Below are 16,794 nucleotides of genomic sequence, written 5' to 3'. Positions count from 1 at the left end.
TATTTATTTAATATCATTTAGTGTTTTCTTCTTCGAATTTTTTCATGAATTCTACTAATTTTTCAACACCCTCCATTGGCATTGCGTTATAAATACTTGCTCTCATACCACCAACGGTTCTATGGCCTTTTAAATTCTCAAATCCGGCTGCTTTAGCTTCTTTTACGAATTTAGCATCTAATTCTTCATTGCCGGTAACAAAAGGTACATTCATTAAGGAACGGTCTTCTTTTACTACTGTTCCCTTAAATAACTTGCTTTGATCCAGGAAGTCATAAAGGACTGCTGCTTTCTTTTCATTAATGACTTTCATCGCTTCTAACCCACCCAATTTCTTCAGCCATTTAAACACCTTACCGCAAATGTATATACCATAAGCAGGTGGTGTATTATATAAGGATTCGTTATCCGCATGTATTTTATATTTTAACATGGTAGGTGTTCCGGGCAAGGTATCTTCTGTAATTAAATCCTCACGGATAATTACGATAACCACACCGGCTGGTCCGACATTCTTTTGAACACCGCCGTAAATAACTCCGTATTTGGTAACATCAACCGGTTCGGAAAGAAAACAGGAGGATACGTCTGCAACTAAAGTTTTGCCTTTTGTATTAGGGAGTTTTTTGAATTTAGTTCCGTAGATGGTATTATTTTCGCAAATATAAACATAATCAGCATCTTCACTGATTGGGAGATCAGAGCAATCAGGTATGTAGGAGAATGTCTTATCAGCAGATGATGCAACCGCGTTTGCTTTACCATATATTTGTGCTTCCTGATAAGCTTTTTTTGCCCATTGTCCTGTAATAATATAATCTGCTACTTTGTTTTTCATCAGATTCATCGGTATCATGGCAAATTGCTGAGAAGCTCCGCCCTGTAAAAATAATACCTTATAATTGTCCGGTATGTTCATTAAATCTCTTAAATCCTGTTCGGCTTCCTTTATTATGGTCTCATAAGCTTTGGATCTGTGGCTCATCTCCATAACTGACATTCCGGTACCATTGTAATCTAACATCTCTGCTGCTGCTTCCTTAAGTACTTCCTCGGGTAAAACAGCCGGACCTGCTGAAAAATTATAAACTCTTCCCACTTGTAAATCCTCCTTTAATATATAAACATAATTATTAGTTATAACTGGATCACGACTTTAAGATATGATGCCATAATGCTCATTTCTATTCTCTTTCCTATTTGCCACTTGACCACTTTAATCTACTACATTATAAAACTTAGTTAAATTTTAGTCAATATAATATTACAAAACTCTGTTCTTCTTTGAACTTAAGATGAATTCACTTATGTTTTAAACCCGGTATTATTTTTTCGCCTGTAAATCTTCTTCCGTAAATACTTCTTCTATCGCCGCTCCCGGTGCAACCATTGGCCATACTTTATCATCACTGGCAATCTGGCAATCCAGAACAACAGGAACATTTAAAGAAATAGCCTCCTTAATTATTTCTTCTGCTTCTTCTTTCTTAGTGATACGATAAGCTTTTGCTCCCATTGCTTCCGCAAGTTTTACAAAATCCACACTGTCATTTAAGGTTGTATGAGAATATCTCTGCCCATAAAATAACGACTGCCATTGCCTTACCATACCTAATACATGATTATTAAATACGATTTGAATAATTGGAATATGATAACGGGCTGCTGTTGCAATCTCATTCATATTCATTCGAAAACAGCCGTCGCCTGCAATGTTCACTACTATTTTATCAGGATTTCCGACCTTGGCTCCAATACAGGCTCCTAATCCGTAACCCATGGTTCCAAGACCTCCGGAGGTTATAAATGTCCTTGGTTTCTTATATTTAAAATATTGTGCAGACCACATCTGATGCTGTCCCACTTCCGTGGTAATAATGGCATCTCCACCGGTTATCTCATATAATTTTTCCAAGATATAAGGACCGGTTAATACTTCAGGATGATATTTTAAAGGAAATTGCTTTTTCATCTCCATGACTTGATTAACCCATTCCTTGTTATCATGCTGTTCAATTTTATCATTTAATATCTTTAAGACTTCTTTCACATCACCTATGATACAGTGACTGACAATTACATTTTTATTGATTTCAACCGGATCAATATCAATCTGAAGAATTTTTGCATTTTTGGCAAATTTTTGGGCATTTCCGGTAACACGGTCACTGAATCTGGCCCCTATGGTTATTAAAAGGTCACATTGCGTTACACTTAAATTTGCCGTTTTTGTACCATGCATTCCAAGCATACCGGTATAATAAGGATCTTCGCCGCTGAATGCTCCTTTACCCATTAAGGTGTCCGTTACCGGAGCATCCACTTTATAAACAAATTCTTTTAATTCTTGATCCGCATCGGATATAACAGCACCGCCGCCGACAAAAATCATAGGTTTTTTAGCCTCTTTAATCATAGCTAATGCAGTGTTAATATCTTCTTCCGTTATAGTATCCTTTATCCGTTCTATCGGTGGGATCTCCTCTTTCATGTATTCTGCTTTATTCGCAGTCACATCCTTTGCGATATCCACCAAAACCGGTCCCGGTCTTCCTGTTTGAGCGATTTTAAATGCTCTACGCAAGGTATCCGCTAATTTATTTACATCCTTAACAATAAAGTTATGTTTCGTAATAGGCATGGTTATTCCGGCAATATCCACCTCCTGAAAACTATCTTTACCAAGTAAATTTACCGTAACATTACCTGTAATTGCAACCATAGGTACGGAATCCATATAGGCAGTCGCTATACCTGTAACCAGATTCGTAGCTCCCGGACCGCTGGTTGCCAGACAAACACCTACTTTACCGGTTGAACGGGCGTAACCGTCAGCGGCATGGGAAGCTCCCTGTTCATGTGAGGTTAAGATATGGCGTATTTCATCCTGATGCCGGTATAATTCATCATATATATTTAAAACAGAACCTCCCGGATACCCAAATATGGTATCCACCCCCTGCTCTTTTAAACATTCAACTAATATCTGTGAACCTGTTAACTGCATTTTGCACCTCTTTCATAGAAAATCCTTGTCTATTTGTGACTATTCAGTCACTGGGGTTTATTTTTTAGGTATCTCAAGGATTGCTCCCCGATTCCCGCTTGTTACCATAGCGGCATATCTTGCCAGATAACCGGTTGTAATCTTTGGTTCCCTCGGTTTCCAGTTTGCACGTCTGGTTTCTAATTCTTCCTCTGAAATCATGATATTTAAGGTATTGGCATTAATGTCTATCTGGATGATATCGCCTTCCTCTACCAGAGCAATATTTCCTCCTACGGCAGCTTCCGGAGATACATGGCCGATAGAAGCGCCGCGGGATGCTCCTGAGAAACGTCCGTCGGTAATGAGTGCTACGGAGGAGCCAAGTCCCATTCCCATTATTGCGGAGGTAGGATTTAGCATCTCTCTCATGCCGGGACCTCCTTTTGGTCCTTCATAACGGATTACCACAACATCACCAGGTACAATCTTACCGCCCTTAATAGCTACAATAGCATCATCCTCACAGTCAAATACTCTTGCAGGGCCCTCATGTTTCATCATCTCAGGTGCAACGGCAGAACGTTTTACAACAGCTGAATCCGGTGCCAGATTACCCTTTAGTATTGCGATACCGCCTGTTTCACTATATGGGTGATCAATAGGTCTTATGACTTCCGTATTACGGTTAATACAGCCTTCTATGTTTTCACCAACGGTTTTACCCGTGGCGGTTATTAGATCTGTGTATAATAAATTCTTTTTATTTAATTCATTCATTACGGCATAAACACCGCCGGCTTCATTTAAATCTTCCATATATGCATGGCCTGCAGGAGCCAGATGGCACAGGTTCGGTGTCTTTGCACTGATTTCATTTGCTATATCAACATTTAATTCAATTCCTGCTTCAAATGCAATGGCTGGCAAATGAAGCATACTGTTGGTTGAACATCCTAACGCCATATCTACGGTTAAAGCATTTAAAAATGCTTTTTCTGTCATGATATCTCTTGGTCTGATATTCTTTTCATATAATTCCATGATTTTCATGCCGGCATGTTTTGCCAAACGGATTCTCTCGGAATATACGGCCGGTATTGTACCATTTCCCTGTAACCCCATACCTAATGCTTCTGTCAGACAGTTCATACTGTTGGCGGTATACATTCCGGAACAGGAACCGGCAGTCGGACAGGTCTTGCATGCATATTCTTCTACTTCTTCTTCACTCATATTTCCGGCACTGTAAGCACCGACTGCTTCAAACATACTGGAAAGGCTGGTCTTTTCTCTGTGTACTCTTCCCGCTAACATAGGTCCGCCGCTCACAAACATTGTGGGTATGTTAATACGCGCTGCAGCCATTAAAAGCCCAGGCACATTTTTATCACAATTAGGTACCATAACAAGGGCATCAAATGCATGTGCCATAGCCATTGCTTCCGTGGAATCGGCAATCAGATCCCTCGTTACAAGAGAATACTTCATCCCGGTATGTCCCATGGCTATTCCATCGCATACTGCAATAGCCGGAAATACAATGGGCGTTCCTCCTGCCATAGCTACACCTAGTTTAACAGCTTCAACGATTTTATCCAAATTCATATGGCCCGGGACTATCTCATTATAGGAACTTACAATACCTATCATTGGTTTACGGAGTTCCTCTTTTGTTAGTCCCAGGGCATTAAACAGCGATCTATGAGGAGCTTGCTGCATTCCTGATTTAACTGCATCACTATTCATATTCATAACCACCTTTTCTATAAAATTGAATTTTACCTATGATTCAGTCTGCTGTAACATACAGAATCAGACCGAATTTTATACATTTATAATGTATAAAATTTCGGGTTTCTGTATATAATAACTTATTTCTGATAAAAAATCAATCAATTTTTATATTTAAGGTGATTTTACAGATTATTGATTGGAATACAATGCAATAATCTTTAATAATATTTCCGTAACCTTTTCCATGGATTGGATGGAGATATATTCATATCTGCCATGGAAATTATTACCGCCTGTACAAAGATTCGGGCATGGCAGATTCATATAGGATAATCTGGCACCATCCGTACCGCCGCGGATTGGGACTACGATGGGGGTTACCCCAAGTTCCTCCATTGCTTTTCTGGCATTATCGATTAAATGGATATGAGGTTCTATCATTTCTTTCATATTATAGTAAGAATCTTTTAAGACCGCCTTAACAGTTCCGTCACCATACTTATCATTCAGATAATCGGCAATTTTCTGAAATCTTGCTTTTTTTTCTTCGAATTTCACTTTATCATGATCACGGATAATATAACTTGCTTTGGCTGAATCCACAGAACCCTCTAAGGATGATAACATAAAAAATCCCTCATAATTTTCAGTAAACATAGGGTTTTGCTCAACCGGCAGCATAGTCTGGAATTCCATAGCCAGCAATAAAGCATTTATCATTTTACCTTTTGCGGAACCCGGATGGATACTGGTACCCTGAATTATTAGTTTTGCCGCTGCAGCATTAAAGTTCTCATATTCAATCTCACCTAATTCTCCGCCGTCTATGGTGTAGGCAAAATCAGCACCAAAGCCCTCTACATCAAAAAAGTCAACTCCACGTCCAACTTCTTCGTCCGGTGTAAAGCCAATCTGGATCGTTCCATGTTCTATCTCAGGATGGGTTAATAAAGTCTCTGCCATAAACATAATTTCGGCTATACCTGCTTTATCATCGGCTCCTAATAATGTGGTTCCGTCCGTAACGATTAAATCCTGGCCCGCATATTTTTCCATTGCGGGATATTGTGAAGTTTCCATGATTATTTTTAATTCTTCGTTTAAAACGATATCCTTACCGTCATAATTTTCAATAATTCTTGGTTTTACATCTTTACCGCTGATCGCATTGGAAGTATCCATATGAGCTATAAAACCAAGTACAGGCAATTTCTTGTTACTGGTTGCCGGAATCGTTCCATAAACATAACCATGCTCATCCGTTCTTACATTTTTAGCACCAATCTCTTTTAACTCTTCCGCTAATGCAACCGCCAGTTTCTTTTGCTTCTCTGTACTGGGTACTGCTTCCATATCTTCTAAAGACTGGGTATCAAATTTAACATACTTTAAAAATCTTTCAACAACACTTTTCATAATAGCCTCTTTTCTTAGAATACATTTTTTTAAATTTTATTATTTGAAACCTTTAATTCATTATATTACTTTTAGGTATCTTAAATCAATACTATTCCCAATACACTCTTAATAATTGTTGATAATAAAAATAAATAGCGCAACCCATGGAAAATTTTGATTCTCCACGAATTGCGCCATATAAAATTCTTGATATCTCTCTACACTCTCTTTAAGTATTCACCAGTTCTGGTATCGATACTGATCTTGTCCCCTTGTTCTACAAATAAAGGAACATAAACGGTAGCACCGGTTTCAACTGTAGCAGGTTTTGTTGCACCTTGTGCGGTATCGCCTTTAAAGCCTGGTTCTGTATCAGTTATAACTAACTCAACAAACAAAGGTGGTTCAATTGCAAATACCTGTCCGTTATGAGAAAGCATTTTAACCATCTCATTTTCTTTAACGAATTCTAAAGAGTCACCAATTGCACTTTCATTTAAAGCAAATTGATCATAAGTATTTACATCCATAAAGTTATATAAATCACCGTCTTTATATAAATATTGCATATCGGAACGTTCTATATGAGCCTGCGGACATTTTTCAGTAGGTCTGAAAGTTCTTTCAACCACACCACCACTCTTAATATTTCTTAATTTTGTTCTAACGAAAGCTGCACCTTTACCAGGTTTTACATGTTGGAATTCTATAACCTGATATATATTATTGTCTAATTCGATTGTTAAGCCATTTCTAAAATCGCCTGCTGATACCATATATGATATTTTCCTCCTTAAATTAACTACTCTATAGTTTATCTTATCTGACAAGTTTTTTCAACTATTTTTTATTAAATTGAAAAAATATATACGAACTTAAACTGTTAGAAATCACCAACTGTCATTAAGTTTTATTCCATTTATTGCAACATGTTTAACATGGCGTCCACTGCCAGAATGTAACCGTTCAACCCTAATCCAACTACCTGTCCGGTACATACGGGAGCTGTTACTGACACATTCCTGAATTCCTCTCTCTTATGGACATTCGAAATATGTACTTCTATTTTGGGCATGTCCATGGAAGCCAAAGCATCCCTGATTGCGTAACTATAGTGGGTAAACGCACCGGGATTTATAATAATTCCCTGGGTTCCGTCAAAATATGCTTCCTGAATACGGTCAATTATTTGTCCTTCCCCGTTACTTTGAAAAGTATCAATCATAATATTCTCTTTTTTCGCTTTCTCGCTAATTAAAGATAATAAATATTGATAATCCTGATTACCATAAACCTCTTTTTCACGGATACCCAAAAAATTGAGATTAGGTCCGTTGATTACTAACAATTTCATAATAATACTCCTGTTCTATTAATAATTTCATCTATAATATCGTGAATCAGTCTTCCATCCGTAGTAACAATCAGATGGGCTGCTGCTTCGTATATCGGTGCCCGAAAGCTTAGAAGTTTTTCAATTCTTTTGTCCTGATCTCCCGCCAGTAAAGGTCTGGTCGTATCACCGGACAAACGTTGCATAATGGTATCCTTGGATGTTTTCAAATAAACTACGCACCCCAGTTCCCGTATTAATCTTTCATTTCCGGTTTGTATGGGAAGTCCTCCTCCAACAGACAATACGGTATTATTCAGCTTCCCGATTAATCCTTTGATAGTTTCGGTTTCTAATTTTCGAAAATACTCTTCCCCTTTTATTTCAAATATATGATTGATGGTATCCTTAACTTTCTCTTCAATTATCTGATCGGTATCACAGAAATTAAAATTTAGCCGCTTAGCCAACTGAAAACCTACACTGGTTTTCCCACATCCCATAAATCCGATTAAAATTAGATTATTCATATATTCCCCATTTCTCTCTTAAGTAAATATTAAACACCGGTTATCTTTTTTTATTTCCCATTACTTGTTTATAACGGTATTTTTTTCTGTAGAAATATAAAACAATACGTTCTAAATAACGTTTTAATATAATCTGGATTTCTTTTTCAGGTCCGATGGGTTTAACAAAATAACTTTTGATACCTGCACGTTTTGCACCATACACATCTGTAAACAGCTGATCACCGATAAATACGGTATTCGATTGATTTGTTTTCATTAACTGCATAGCTTTCATATAATTTTTGACAGAAGGCTTATGGGCATTGTATATATATTTAACCTTTATATCTTTATTAAAGCGCTTTACTCTTTCTTCACTATTATTGGAAATCAAACAGATATTAAAACCTATTTTCTTTAATTTGTTTATAAGTTTTATTGATCTTGCATCTGCATCAGCGCCATGTTCCACTAAGGTATTGTCTATATCAAAAAGCAGCCCCCGATAACCTTGTTGATAGAGTGCTTCGTAATGTATATCATAGGCTGAATCCGCACATTCATCTGGATAAAATTCTTGGAACATTCCTACCTCCAACTGTAATCTTATTATCTTATGTCTACCATTATAGCAGAAGCTATTTTAATTTGGCAAGAGTAACCATGGAATGAGTCTTTACATATTTGTAAATGATAACTACTAACAAGGATCCCCTTTGGTAATTTAGTTTTACTTATATGAAACAGGGATGGAAAATATATTTATCCCGTGTTACAATATGCGTAATTATTTAATAAAATATACGGGATACTTCTCGAAAAATCTACAAATATTAGGTTTTGTAAAGAAGGGAAAGCAGGAGGAAATTATGTCTGATTATGAACTGAAAAATAAGGAACTTGTATTATCGGTTAACAGCTTGGGGGCAGAATTGACAAGGATAACCGATTTAAAAACGGACACCGATTATTTATGGAACGGTGATCCTGCTTACTGGAAACGTCATTCACCGATACTTTTTCCCATTGTGGGAAGCTTAAAAAATCACCGCTATCATTATAACAGGAAAGAATATTCTTTACCCCAGCATGGATTTGCAAGAGATATGGAGTTTGGTTTGATGAGTAGTTCTGATTCTGAAATCTGGTTTCAACTTAATGCTACTGATGAAACCAAAAAAGTCTTTCCATTTGATTTTATTTTGGAAATCGGTTACCGTTTAACCGGCAGGCAAATAACTGTCCTGTGGAACGTTATCAATAACGGGACTTCGGATATGTATTTTTCCATAGGAGCACACCCGGCCTTTCTATGTCCTTTAAAAGATATGGAAAACCAAAGTGATTGTTATATTTCTTTTGATAATAAAGATACTATCCATTATCTGCTTATAAATGATAATGGACTGGTCGTGAAGAAACCATTTGAGGAGCAGGCCGTTCTGGAAACAGAGAATGGATTTCTGAATATTAATCCCCATTTATTTGATGAGGATGCCCTAATTATAGAAAATAACCAAGCCCATACGGTTTCTTTAGCAGATTCAAAGAAAAATCCCTATGTAACAGTTCACTTTGATGCACCTTTATTCGGACTATGGTCTCCTGCCGGGAAGAATGCGCCCTTTGTCTGTATTGAACCATGGTATGGGCGCTGTGACAGCAATGATTTTGACGGTAGTTTAGAAGACAGAGAATGGGGAAATCATATAAAGGCTGGCAAAGAATTCAAAACATCATATACTATAGATATAATTTAGAAAGGGTGTGATTCCATGAGAATACCAATTATAGGATTAACTCCACAATATGATTACGATAAAAACAGGGTATGGATAGGTCCAAATTATCTGGAAGCCATACGGGCAGCCGGAGGTATTCCTATCTTACTGCCATTACAGGTTGAAAAGTATGAATTAGAAGCTGCTGCTTCTGTTTGTGATGGATTTTTATTTACCGGCGGTCCTGATATCGATCCTTTTCGATTCGGTGAAGAAACCATAAAACAATGCGGTGTTGTTGTTCCCGAAAGAGATAAAATGGAAGAATTTTTATTCCAGATTGCAATGGAATCTGATAAGCCCATTCTTGGAATATGCAGGGGAATACAGGTACTTAATGTATTCTTAGGAGGTACTTTATATCAGGATGTACCTGCCCAGTTCTCTTCTGACCTGTCTTTATCCCATTCCCAGCAGTCCGGTAATTCCGTCCTGACTCACAGTGTATATATCACAAAAGGTACCAAACTCCACACAATTTTAGGTAAAGATTCCATCAGAGTTAACAGCTTTCACCATCAGGCAATTAAAGATCTTGCTCCCTCCCTTGTTACATCCGGAGTTTCTCCTGATTCCTTAGTTGAAGCTGTATATCTGCCGGAACATAAATTCTTTCTTGGTGTACAATGGCATCCGGAACATTTATTTAAAACCGAGGATGATGCCTTTCGTATCTTTAAAGCATTTGTTGATGCCTGTGTATAAACCTCAATTTTACACTGGGTAAATTTCTTATGTTCAGGTGTTTGCTTAAGTTAGGAATGAAAATTTACAAATACAAACTTAACCTTTACTTAAATAAAAATTCAGGGGTTATTGTTAAATAGACAATCTTTATGAATGAGAAGAGGTAATAACGTACTCTCCGTAAACTATTCATAGTTTATCTACTGACAATATCCCTTAAATAAATATGTTGCTAAGTTATTATACTGTTACATCTGTTACTTTGATTAACGCTTTGCCGTTACCCTTTTATGCCGGTTAGTTCTACCGGTCCCATTGTTTTTATTTCTTTTATTAACTGTATTCTTAACCATGGGGGTTTGTTCGTTACTTCTGCCCCTTACTGTTCCGGTCTTATCGTTTCTCTTTTGATCCGGTAATACACCGTTCCCCTTGGGATTACTTTTTGAACTATAACTATTAAGTTTGTTTTTACTTTTCCCTGACCTTTCAGACACATTTTCTGAACTGCCATGTCTATCTCCGTACTGATCAGATTTCTTACGCTTACCCTCCCGGGTTTTACCACTTTTATTATCATAGCGGTTTCCCTTTGTTTTTGGACGGATTAAACATTTTTTATCAAATCCGATTAAATCCGTACGGTGTGCCAATGTCAGGGCTTCTACCACCAGATCATAATTCTTAGGATTGCGGTATTGGATCAGAGCCCTCTGCATGGCTTTCTCATGAGGCGTTTTCGGAACATATACAACCTGCATGGTCCTTGGATCCAGTCCGGTGTAATACATACAGGTAGATATCGTGGAGGGAGTAGGATAAAAATCCTGAACCTGTTCCGGCATATATCCCAAATCCCTTAAATATTCCGCAAGGGCTACTGCTTCTTTTAGGGTAGAACCCGGATGAGAAGACATAAGGTAGGGTACTACGAATTGGTTTTTACCTAATCTTTCATTCGTCTTTTTATATCTTCTTAAAAATTCCTCATAAACAGAATCTTTGGGTTTTCCCATCATATCTAATACTCTGTCGCTGATATGCTCCGGAGCCACCTTTAACTGTCCACTAATATGGTGTTCACAGAGTTCACTCATAAATGCATTATCTTTATCATTAATCAGATAATCAAACCGAATTCCGGAACGGACAAATACTTTTTTAACATTTGGCAAACTGCGTAATTTTCTTAGTAAAGAAAGATAATCACTGTGATCGATCTTCAGATTTTTACATGGAGTTGGAAATAAACATTGTTTATTTATGCAGGCGCCTTTCGTATTCTGTTTCTCACAGGCAACATGTCTGAAGTTTGCAGTCGGCCCTCCAACATCATTGATATAGCCTTTAAAGTCCTTATCCCAGATTAAGTGATTTGCCTCTGCCACAATGGATTCATGGCTTCTGGTCTGTATAATCCTGCCTTGGTGAAAAGTTAAGGCACAAAAATTACATCCGCCAAAACATCCTCTGTTACTGGTCAGACTGAATTTTAATTCTTCAATGGCAGGAATTCCGCCTAAAGGAATATAAGAGGGATGATAATCCCTCATAAATGGAAGGGAATATACCCGGTCCATTTCTGCCTGGGTAAGTGGTTTGGCGGGTGGATTCTGAATTACGTATTCATTTTCCTTATATGGTTCTATTAACCGTTTTCCGGAATAAGGATCCGTATTAGAATACTGAATATAGAAGCTTTCCGCAAATTTTCTCTTATCCCCTGCTATATTCTGAAAGCTTGGCAAAGTAATGGCATCATAGACAGAAGATAGTTCTTTTGCCTTATAAACAGTTCCGTCAATAAAGGTGATATCCTTTATGTCGATACCGCTGTTCAGAGCATCCGCAATCTCAACTATGGAGTGCTCACCCATACCATAAGAAATCAGATCTGCCTGTGAATCCAGAAGTATGGAGCGTTTCACCGTATCACTCCAGTAATCATAGTGTCCCAGTCGTCTTAAGCTGGCTTCAATCCCGCCGATTATAATCGGTTTGTTTTTATATACCTTGCGTATTAAATTACAATATACAATAGTAGCCCGGTCCGGTCTTTTCCCCATTACTCCTCCGGGAGAATAAGCGTCCTGGGCTCTTCTTTTCTTAGCAACCGTGTAATGGTTAACCATGGTATCCATATTACCGCCGCTGACTAAAAAACCAAGTCTTGGAGTTCCAAGACTGGTGATACTGTCACTGTTTTTCCAGTCAGGCTGTGAAATAATTCCAACCTTATATCCATGGCTTTCCAAAACTCTGCTTATGATTGCCGGTCCAAAGGAATGGTGATCCACATAAGCATCCCCGATAACATAAACAAAATCACATTGGTCCCATCCCCTTTTTTCCATATCTTCTCTGGAAACAGGTAAAAAATCTTTTATCATATCTATTGATATAGGGATGCCGTTTCACAGTATCTTCCGCGGCAGCCCTTTCTCCTTTCAGACAAGGCCTATTTATTGTCACATCTATCTAGTATAACCGAACTTCAGGAAATAGTCGATAGTTTATTTATGTAATATAAACATTTACCAATCTGCGTAAAATTAGCCTGAGGATAAATAGATTTATATCTCTTAGATAGGACCATAAATTTTAAATTAATAAGGTCTTAAACGAATTGCCCCAACTCCGCCTCCTGTTTTATATTCAGTATAATAATTAACATAACGGGTAGCTTTGTTTTCTAATCCATCAGCAATCAAGATATACCGGTAATTATTTGTACCATTTGTATATTCCTTGTATCCAACTCCTAAAACATACTGACTAATTATTAAATCATTTCCCTTAAATATTACACTAACCGGATAATTACTATTTATTTCATCTGTTATTCTATCCCAACTTACATTAAAGCTATAATAAGCGGAAGAACTGTAACCATCTGCATGATCTTTAAAATACTCTTCCATAACATTCCTATAATCTTCAGGATAAGTCGTTGTATTTTCAGCTATGCACATGTCATCATATAAATCATAAAAAACATAATTTAAATTTTGTATTAAACGATAATACTTGCTATCTTGCTTATTCCAATATTTTAGCAGATTAAACCCGCATACTGCACCACTTAGCTGAGTATAAACCATTTTTTGATCATATATTGTGGTATATGATACACTGGCATTATCTTTAACGGTTAAGGAATTTACTGCTGTGTATGCTGATTTATATTTACCCTCCTTGAAAACGATATTATCATTTAAATTATTGTTGATATTATTTTCTTTTACATTATTCTCTAAGTTGTTCCACATTAAATTTACTTCATCTTTGCCTGAGTTATTAAATTCAGCAATTTCAGATGAATTTATTTCCGATCTTTTAATTTTGTCTATTCCATTGGCTGAAACTCTATAAATATAACTGTCCTTATTTTTACCAATATAATAATCTAATCCTCCTGTATAATAATAATTTATTGAGGATTCAGTAAGGTATTCATTCTTCACAATAAACTGTTTAGCCCTTTCCAAAAAGCAGCTTCCTTCATAGGCATACTCTATAATTGGCAGATGATCTCGAGATGCTCCAACAATCATATATCCGGATGGAGTCTTGTCAGGATCTTCAAATTGAAAAAGATATGCACTTATAATACCATCCAGATCGAATAAACTATCCATTTTACTTATATGTATATTGTCCTTAAAGGATTCCTTATTAGATAGTTTATCCGAATTAACCTGGGCAATCGCTAGTTTTTTTGCATTTTCAGCAGATATAATGGTTTCTGATGCTTTTACCGCTTTTACATGATTTGATGCAAAAAAAGAAACATTAATCAAAATTAAACAAATAAAAAAACTTAATATTCGTCTCTTCATAAATTTTTCTCCTTTTATTTTATATTCTATTATATTTCTAATACCTTTATTTCTTACCATGTTCTTTTAAAATTACCATATATTCAATAATCTATTTCCACTTTTTTTATAATTTGGAATTATATACCTTTTTAATAATAAGTATATAAGATATACAATAATTATCAATTGACAAAATATACAAATTATCTATCTTTGATTTCAAATTATAGAATTTTAACTTAGATAATTATAGTCAGAACAACTTTTTGACATAGGTATGGTTTTTATGAATAGATAAAGAATGGACTTGTATCAATAAGCTGACACAAATCCATTCTTTTAAACCAATTTAATTAACATCCATTAAATATAATCTTTACTCACCGCTTGCCATCAGCTCTTTTTCATTATCTTCAATTACTTTTTGCTGGATATCAGACGGTGCCTGCTCATAACGGTTAAATTCATAGGAGAAATCTCCGGCCCCTCCGGTCATGGAACGAAGATCGGTAGAGTATCCGTACAATTCAGATAAAGGTATGTCAGCCAGAATTTCCTGTTTGCCGCCGTGAAGCGGATTCATTCCTAATACTCTGCCTCTTCGTTTATTTAAGTCACCCATGATATCCCCTGTAAACTTATCCGGTACAACTACCCTTAAGGAAGCAATTGGTTCTAACAGAACGGGTGAAGCTTCCATAAAACCTTGTTTAAACGCCTGAATGGTTGCCATCTTAAAAGCCATTTCCGATGAATCTACGGGATGATAAGAACCATCCACCAAGGTAGCTTTTAACCCTACTACCGGATAACCTGCTACCGGCCCTTTTAAAACACATTCGGCAATTCCCTTTTCCACAGCCGGGAAATAATTCTTAGGAACAGAACCACCGAATATCTTTTCAGCAAATTCATAAGACTGTTCCATATTACCGGAAGGCTCAAATTCAATGTGTACATCTCCATACTGGCCATGTCCGCCGGATTGTTTCTTGTATTTACCCTGAACTCTGACTTTTTTACGAAGTGTTTCACGGAAAGGTACTCTGGGTTTCATAATATCAATATCGACCTTGTATTTGGTCTGTAACTTACTTACCACAACTTCTAACTGCTGGTCACCGATACCATATAATAATGTCTGTCTGTTTTCTTTATCATTTACAACTTTTACAGTAAGGTCTTCATCCATAATTTTCGCTAATGCCTGGGATACCTTATCATCGTCACCTTTATTCTTAGTCTTAAAACGCTGATAGGTATATGGTTTCGGCATTTCCTGCCGTTCAAATACTACCGGAACCGCTTTGGTTGATAAGGTATCACCCGTTGTCGTATCGGATAATTTACCGATTGCTCCAATATCACCCGCATGAAGTTCATTTACTTCAATTTGTTCCTTTCCTCTTAATACATAAAGACGGGAAATTTTTTCTTCCGTATCTTTGTCGGCATTATAGATTGAAGAATCGGATTTTAAGACACCGGAACAGACTTTAATAAGTGAAAATTTACCGATAAACGGATCTGCAATGGTTTTAAAAACTTTTGCAGTCATGGGAAGTTTATCATTATAGTCCGCCTTAAATATTTCTTTGGTTTTTACATTGGTTCCTGCTATCTCCTGTTTGCCCGGAGCAGGGAAATATTTCTCGATTGCCTGCAAAAGCATAGTCGCTCCCTGTGCATTTAAACCGGAACCCATTAAAACCGGAACAACGGTGCCATCTATTACATTATTTCGAAGTGCAAGAGAAATCTCCTCCTGTGTAAATTCTTCTCCTGCAAAATATTTTTCCATTAATTCTTCACTGGTCTCAGCGACTGCATCCAGCAGAGTTTCACGAAATCTGGTTAGATTCTCCATGGAGTAATCCGGAATCGGGCATTCCTCATAATTTCCCATAGAAGTAAATCTTCTTCCGGCCATCTTTACTACATTAACAAATCCGACAAATTTTTCATTTTCTCTTATTGGTATATGAAACGGTGCAATTTTTTACCGTAAATTTCAGTTAAATCTTCCACTACCTGACGATAACTTGCATTATCATCATCCATATCCGTTACAAAAAACATTCTCGGCAGGTTATACTTTTCACAAAAATCCCATGCCCTCATGGTTCCTACTTCGACACCCGCTTTCGCAGAAATTACTATTATCGCCGCATCCGCAGCATTTAATGCTTCTTCTGCTTCCCCAACAAAATCAAAATAACCAGGAGTATCCAAAATATTGATCTTGGTATCCTCCCAAATTACAGGTACCACTGTGGTGCTGATAGAAAAAAGACGTTTCACTTCTTCCTTATCATAATCACTGATGGTATTACCCTCTTCAATCTTACCTTGACGCTTTGTTATTCCAGTTGTGTAGGCCATGGCTTCGACTAAAGTCGTCTTGCCACAGCCACCGTGGCCTAACAATACAACATTTCGAATCTTTTCTGAAGTGTAAACATTCATCCTTTTTTCCTCCATTACATAATATTTTTGTATATCCTATTACTGATTTTAAGTAAAATATGGGTATTCATAC

12 protein-coding genes and 1 pseudogene are annotated in these 16,794 nt (G+C 36.9%); 2 read left to right on the top strand and 11 right to left on the bottom strand.

Going from position 1 to position 16,794, the window contains the following annotated elements; genetic code table 11:
* Positions 1–13: 13 nt before the first annotated feature.
* The 8 genes from serC to Ana3638_RS14380 all read right to left on the bottom strand — a co-directional run bounded on the left by serC (position 14) and on the right by Ana3638_RS14380 (position 8,552).
* Positions 14–1,099, bottom strand: a complete 1,086-nt coding sequence (gene serC, locus Ana3638_RS14415; RefSeq protein WP_161838652.1) for a 3-phosphoserine/phosphohydroxythreonine transaminase — start codon at positions 1,097–1,099, stop codon at positions 14–16.
* A gap of 225 nt (positions 1,100–1,324) precedes the next feature.
* The gene (ilvB, locus tag Ana3638_RS14410; RefSeq protein WP_161838651.1) at positions 1,325–3,007 is read right to left on the bottom strand and encodes a biosynthetic-type acetolactate synthase large subunit; all 1,683 of its coding nucleotides are present in this window, start codon (positions 3,005–3,007) and stop codon (positions 1,325–1,327) included.
* A gap of 57 nt (positions 3,008–3,064) precedes the next feature.
* Entirely contained in the window at positions 3,065–4,735 is a 1,671-nt protein-coding gene (ilvD, locus tag Ana3638_RS14405; protein ID WP_161838650.1) for a dihydroxy-acid dehydratase, read from the bottom strand.
* A 177-nt stretch (positions 4,736–4,912) separates the two neighbouring features.
* On the bottom strand, positions 4,913–6,139 hold the full coding sequence (gene pepT / locus Ana3638_RS14400; protein WP_161838649.1) for a peptidase T: 1,227 nt from the start codon (positions 6,137–6,139) through the stop codon (positions 4,913–4,915).
* A 200-nt stretch (positions 6,140–6,339) separates the two neighbouring features.
* Positions 6,340–6,897 carry an elongation factor P gene (gene efp, locus Ana3638_RS14395; RefSeq protein ID WP_161838648.1) on the bottom strand — a complete coding sequence of 186 codons (558 nt, stop codon included), beginning with the start codon at positions 6,895–6,897 and terminating at the stop codon, positions 6,340–6,342.
* Between the two features lie 143 nt (positions 6,898–7,040).
* Positions 7,041–7,475 (bottom strand): type II 3-dehydroquinate dehydratase, encoded by a 435-nt coding sequence (gene aroQ, locus Ana3638_RS14390; RefSeq protein WP_161838647.1) that lies wholly within the window; start codon positions 7,473–7,475, stop codon positions 7,041–7,043.
* On the bottom strand, positions 7,472–7,984 hold the full coding sequence (locus Ana3638_RS14385) for a shikimate kinase (protein WP_161838646.1): 513 nt from the start codon (positions 7,982–7,984) through the stop codon (positions 7,472–7,474). The genes aroQ and Ana3638_RS14385 overlap by 4 nt, the downstream gene beginning before the upstream one ends.
* Before the next feature lie 40 nt (positions 7,985–8,024).
* Positions 8,025–8,552 (bottom strand): YqeG family HAD IIIA-type phosphatase, encoded by a 528-nt coding sequence (locus tag Ana3638_RS14380; protein ID WP_161838645.1) that lies wholly within the window; start codon positions 8,550–8,552, stop codon positions 8,025–8,027.
* A gap of 283 nt (positions 8,553–8,835) precedes the next feature.
* Here Ana3638_RS14380 and Ana3638_RS14375 point away from each other — a divergent pair, with 283 nt between their 5' ends.
* Both Ana3638_RS14375 and Ana3638_RS14370 read left to right on the top strand, forming a co-directional pair.
* Positions 8,836–9,726 (top strand): aldose 1-epimerase family protein, encoded by an 891-nt coding sequence (locus Ana3638_RS14375; RefSeq protein ID WP_161838644.1) that lies wholly within the window; start codon positions 8,836–8,838, stop codon positions 9,724–9,726.
* 15 nt (positions 9,727–9,741) lie between these two features.
* A complete protein-coding gene (locus Ana3638_RS14370; RefSeq protein WP_161838643.1) occupies positions 9,742–10,452 on the top strand; it encodes a gamma-glutamyl-gamma-aminobutyrate hydrolase family protein in 711 nt (236 codons plus the stop codon).
* A gap of 248 nt (positions 10,453–10,700) precedes the next feature.
* On the opposite strand, the gene Ana3638_RS14365 is transcribed toward Ana3638_RS14370, so the two are convergent.
* The 3 genes and pseudogenes from Ana3638_RS14365 to fusA form a co-directional block, all read right to left on the bottom strand.
* Positions 10,701–12,824, bottom strand: a complete 2,124-nt coding sequence (locus Ana3638_RS14365; protein WP_161838642.1) for a YgiQ family radical SAM protein — start codon at positions 12,822–12,824, stop codon at positions 10,701–10,703.
* Between the two features lie 216 nt (positions 12,825–13,040).
* Complete coding sequence (locus Ana3638_RS14360) at positions 13,041–14,273, bottom strand: cysteine peptidase family C39 domain-containing protein (RefSeq protein WP_161838641.1); 1,233 nt, start codon at positions 14,271–14,273, stop codon at positions 13,041–13,043.
* Positions 14,274–14,631: 358 nt separating this feature from the next.
* Positions 14,632–16,721 (bottom strand): annotated as a pseudogene (gene fusA, locus Ana3638_RS14355) (elongation factor G).
* Positions 16,722–16,794: the final 73 nt, after the last annotated feature.

It is taken from the genome of Anaerocolumna sedimenticola, from assembly GCF_009931695.1.
Taxonomy (GTDB): Bacteria; Bacillota; Clostridia; order Lachnospirales; family Lachnospiraceae; genus Anaerocolumna; species Anaerocolumna sedimenticola.
Note: the sequence above shows the minus strand (reverse complement) of the source record. Positions and strands in the feature narration are given on the sequence as shown.

Excerpts from the sequence above, each read along its gene's own strand:
- ilvB (WP_161838651.1), bottom strand. The coding sequence starts at position 3,007 with ATGCAGTTAACAGGTTCACAGATATTAGTTGAATGTTTAAAAGAGCAG.
- ilvD (WP_161838650.1), bottom strand. The coding sequence starts at position 4,735 with ATGAATAGTGATGCAGTTAAATCAGGAATGCAGCAAGCTCCTCATAGA.
- pepT (WP_161838649.1), bottom strand. The coding sequence starts at position 6,139 with ATGAAAAGTGTTGTTGAAAGATTTTTAAAGTATGTTAAATTTGATACC.
- efp (WP_161838648.1), bottom strand. The coding sequence starts at position 6,897 with ATGGTATCAGCAGGCGATTTTAGAAATGGCTTAACAATCGAATTAGAC.
- aroQ (WP_161838647.1), bottom strand. The coding sequence starts at position 7,475 with ATGAAATTGTTAGTAATCAACGGACCTAATCTCAATTTTTTGGGTATC.
- Ana3638_RS14385 (WP_161838646.1), bottom strand. The coding sequence starts at position 7,984 with ATGAATAATCTAATTTTAATCGGATTTATGGGATGTGGGAAAACCAGT.
- Ana3638_RS14380 (WP_161838645.1), bottom strand. The coding sequence starts at position 8,552 with ATGTTCCAAGAATTTTATCCAGATGAATGTGCGGATTCAGCCTATGAT.
- Ana3638_RS14375 (WP_161838644.1), top strand. The coding sequence starts at position 8,836 with ATGTCTGATTATGAACTGAAAAATAAGGAACTTGTATTATCGGTTAAC.
- Ana3638_RS14370 (WP_161838643.1), top strand. The coding sequence starts at position 9,742 with ATGAGAATACCAATTATAGGATTAACTCCACAATATGATTACGATAAA.
- Ana3638_RS14365 (WP_161838642.1), bottom strand. The coding sequence starts at position 12,824 with ATGATAAAAGATTTTTTACCTGTTTCCAGAGAAGATATGGAAAAAAGG.
- Ana3638_RS14360 (WP_161838641.1), bottom strand. The coding sequence starts at position 14,273 with ATGAAGAGACGAATATTAAGTTTTTTTATTTGTTTAATTTTGATTAAT.